This window comes from Mesorhizobium sp. M7A.F.Ca.CA.002.09.1.1 (assembly GCF_003998555.1).
GTDB classification, from domain to species: Bacteria; Pseudomonadota; Alphaproteobacteria; order Rhizobiales; family Rhizobiaceae; genus Mesorhizobium; species Mesorhizobium ciceri.
This window is the reverse complement of the sequence record NZ_RZRR01000626.1, coordinates 1-3,415: the sequence shown is the minus strand read 5'-3', so window position 1 is coordinate 3,415 and position 3,415 is coordinate 1. Positions and strand designations below refer to the sequence as shown.

Below are 3,415 nucleotides of genomic sequence, written 5' to 3'. Positions count from 1 at the left end.
TCTGAAGAGCCCGCCGATCGCCGAGGGCGGCAGCCGCGAGGTGCGTGCCGCCGCCAAGGCGATCAACGCCATGCAGGCGAGGTTGCGCGAATATGTCGAGGACCGCGAACATCTGGCGGCGGCACTGGCGCATGATCTGCGCACGCCGATGACCAGAATGCGCCTGCGCCTGGAGCTGTTGCGCAAATCGGCGGTCCGCGAGGCGCTGGCGCACGACCTCGCCGATGTCGAGAGCATCGCCAGCTCGGTGATCGACTTCGCCACCTTCGAAGTGACCGAGGAAAAGAACGAACGCATCGACTTCTGGTCGCTCGTGGAATCGATCGCCGACGGCTATGACGACGTCTCGTTCGACGACGAGACCCGTTCGCGCGGGCTGATCTGCATGGCGCGGCCGGTCGCGCTCAAGCGCTGCGTCACCAATCTGGTGCAGAACGCGGTCACCTACGGCAAGAAGGCGCATCTTTCGCTGCGCCGGTCGGAGGACATGATCCTGCTCACCATCCGCGACGAAGGGCCTGGCATACCGCAGGCGCAGATCGACGCCGTGTTCGGCTCGTTCGTGCGCCTCGAACAATCGCGCAACCGCCAGACCGGCGGTCTTGGTCTCGGCCTGACCATTGCCCGCAACATCGCGCGCGCCGCAGGTGGCGAGATCCGCCTGTCCAACAATCCCGGCGGCGGCCTGCTGACGCAACTGCGCCTGCCGCTGGCGGCATAAAAACAAGGCGCGCCCGGTCGCCGCGCCTCGCCGCCGTTGGATTCCGGAGAAACTACCGCCGCAACACCGCGCTCAGCACGTCGCGAATGCCGATGGCGCCGACGAAGCGCGACTGGTCGTCAAACAGCGCTACCGGAGCGGTCTGCGAACGGTGCATGGCCAGCATGACGGTTTTCAGCGAGGTGCCGGGATTGGCCCAGAACACTTGCGCGGCTTCCTCGGATTGGCCTTCGACGTCGGCGCACGACACCCAGACCGCCGGCTTGCCGTCGCGTTCGGCCGCCGCCACCAGCCCGTGATCGTCGATCTTGAAGCGCGTCGTCTTGCGGCGGTCGAGCCAGACCCAGCCGTCCTTGCCGTGCTCCAGATCACGACGGTCGCGCATCACGTTCCAGGCGGTCAGCACCGACAGCGGGTTCACATTGGCGATGAAGTCTCGGACATAGTCGTTGGCGGGCCGCAGCACGATGTCTTCGGGCGCGCCGGTTTGCACGATGCGCCCACCCTCCATGATGGTGATGTGGGAGCCGATCTTCAGCGCCTCCTCGAGGTCGTGGCTGACGAAGATGATGGTCTTCTTCAATTCAGCCTGCAGCTGCAGCAATTCGTCCTGCAGCTTGGTGCGGATGAGCGGGTCGAGCGCCGAGAACGGCTCATCCATCAACAGGATCGGCGCCTCGGTGGCGAAGGCCCGCGCCAGGCCGACGCGCTGCTGCATGCCGCCCGAAAGCTCATGCGCATATTTCTTCGACCACTGGTCGAGATTGACCAGCTTGAGCTGGCGTTGGACGCGCTCCTTGCGCTCGGCTTCTGGGACGCCGGCCAGTTCGAGGCCGAGACCGACATTCTCCTCCACCGTGCGCCAGGGCAAAAGGCCGAACTGCTGGAACACCATCGCCACCTGTTTCTGGCGCAGGCGCCGCAAGGTCGCCTCGTCGCAGGTGACGACATCGACGGTCTTGTCGCCATCCTTGACCAGCACCTGGCCGCGCGACACCACGTTGAGCCGGTTGACCGCCCGCAGCAATGTCGACTTGCCCGAACCGGAGAGGCCCATCAGAACGGAGATCTCGCCCTCGTTCACGGTCAGGCTGGCGCCGGCGCAGCCCAGTACATTGCCGGTCTTTTCGAGGATCTCGGCGCGGCTGGCGCCGGCGTCGATCATCTTCAGCGATCCGGCCTGGTCGGCGCCGAAAACGATATCGACGTTCCTGAAATCGACGGCGACGGTCATTTCTTGCCTCCAACGGCGATGCGGGTCATCCGGTCGAGCACGATGGCCAAAACGACGATGGCAAGCCCCGCCTCAAGCCCGAGGTCGATGCGGCGCGAGCCGAGCGCCCGGTTGATCTCGGTGCCGAGCCCGCCGGCGCCGATCAGTGCGGCAAACACCACCATCGACAGCGACAGCATGATCGATTGCGTCAGGCCGGCCATGATGGTGGGCAGCGCCGACGGCAGTTCCACCTTCCACAGCAGCTGGCTCTTGGTGGCGCCGAAAGCCTCGCCGGCCTCGACGATCGACTTCGGCACCGAGACGACGCCCAGATGCGTGAGCCGGACCGCGGTCGGGATGACGAAGATGATGGTGACGATGAGGCCGGGCGCGTTGCCGAGGCCGAACAGCGTCAGCACCGGGATCAGGTAGACGAAGGTCGGCAGCGTCTGCATCAGGTCGAGCACCGGCAGCATGACGCGGTAGACCTTCGGCTTGTGCGCTGCCCAGATGCCGAGCGGCACGCCGATGGCCATGGCCATGGCAGCGGCCGCGACGACCAGCACCAGCGTCTGCACCGTCTGCTTCCAAAGGTTCTGGTTGATGATGAAGATCAGGCCGAGAAAGACGCCGATGGCAAGCGGTCGCGAGCGTTGCAGCAGCCAGGCGACAACGGCGATGACCAGCGCCAGCAGCACCGGCGGCACCATCAAGAGGATGCCGACCAGCCCGTCGAGCAGGAAATTGAGGCCATTCGAAAAGGCCCTGAACACAGTGTCGAAATTGTCGGTGAGGAAACCGAAGAAGGCCTTTCCCCAGGCGCCGATCGGAATCTTGTGATCGACCATGAATTTCGAAATCGGATCCATATCGCCCCTCTCGTGCAGGAGACCGCCCTGCCCCTCGGCCTCGGCCGTCGTCATCTTGTCACAGGATATGAAAAAGGGCAGCCTTTTCTAAGATGGCTGCCCTTCCTGGTTCGGCTTTGCCGAATTCAGTCGGCTCAGCTTCCGAGCGCGGTCTTGATGGCGGCGGCAGCGTCACCGCCGTCGAAGGTGGTCACGCCGGCTATCCACGGGGCAACGGCATCCGGGTGCTTCTTCAGCCAGTCGGTTGCAACCGTATTGGCGTCGCCGCCCTTGAGGATCGCGTCCATCATCTCGCCTTCCATGTCCAGGTTGAACTTCAGGTTGGCGATGAACTTGCCGGCGTTCGGGCATTCGGTGGTGTAGCCCTTGCGCACATTGGTGTAGACGGTGGCGGCGCCGAAGCCGCTGTCGCCCATGCCGTCGAGATAGGTGATCTTCATGGCGCCCATCACCGGATGCGGCGTCCAGCCGAGGAAGGCGATCCATTCATTGTTCTTCATCGACTGCTCGGCCTGCGTCAGCATGCCGGCTTCCGAGGATTCGACCAGCTCGAAGCCTTCGAGATTGTCCTTCGGGTTCTTGATCATGTCGAGGATGATGCGGTTGCCG

General features: G+C 64.3%; 4 protein-coding genes. 1 reads left to right on the top strand and 3 read right to left on the bottom strand.

Going from position 1 to position 3,415, the window contains the following annotated elements; all coding sequences use genetic code 11:
* Nucleotides 1–721: ATP-binding protein (locus tag EN994_RS23375; protein WP_245466066.1), on the top strand; the 721-nt coding region annotated here is incomplete at its 5' end.
* Between the two features lie 52 nt (nt 722–773).
* Here the strand turns inward: EN994_RS23375 and choV are convergent.
* The 3 genes from choV to EN994_RS23360 form a co-directional block, all read right to left on the bottom strand.
* Nucleotides 774–1,955, bottom strand: a complete 1,182-nt coding sequence (choV, locus tag EN994_RS23370; protein ID WP_024504539.1) for a choline ABC transporter ATP-binding protein — start codon at nt 1,953–1,955, stop codon at nt 774–776.
* The gene (gene choW, locus EN994_RS23365; RefSeq protein WP_024504538.1) at nt 1,952–2,806 is read right to left on the bottom strand and encodes a choline ABC transporter permease subunit; all 855 of its coding nucleotides are present in this window, start codon (nt 2,804–2,806) and stop codon (nt 1,952–1,954) included. The genes choV and choW overlap by 4 nt, the downstream gene beginning before the upstream one ends.
* 134 nt (nt 2,807–2,940) lie before the next feature.
* A partial coding sequence (locus EN994_RS23360) for a glycine betaine ABC transporter substrate-binding protein (protein ID WP_281060197.1) occupies nt 2,941–3,415 on the bottom strand: 475 nt, incomplete at its 5' end.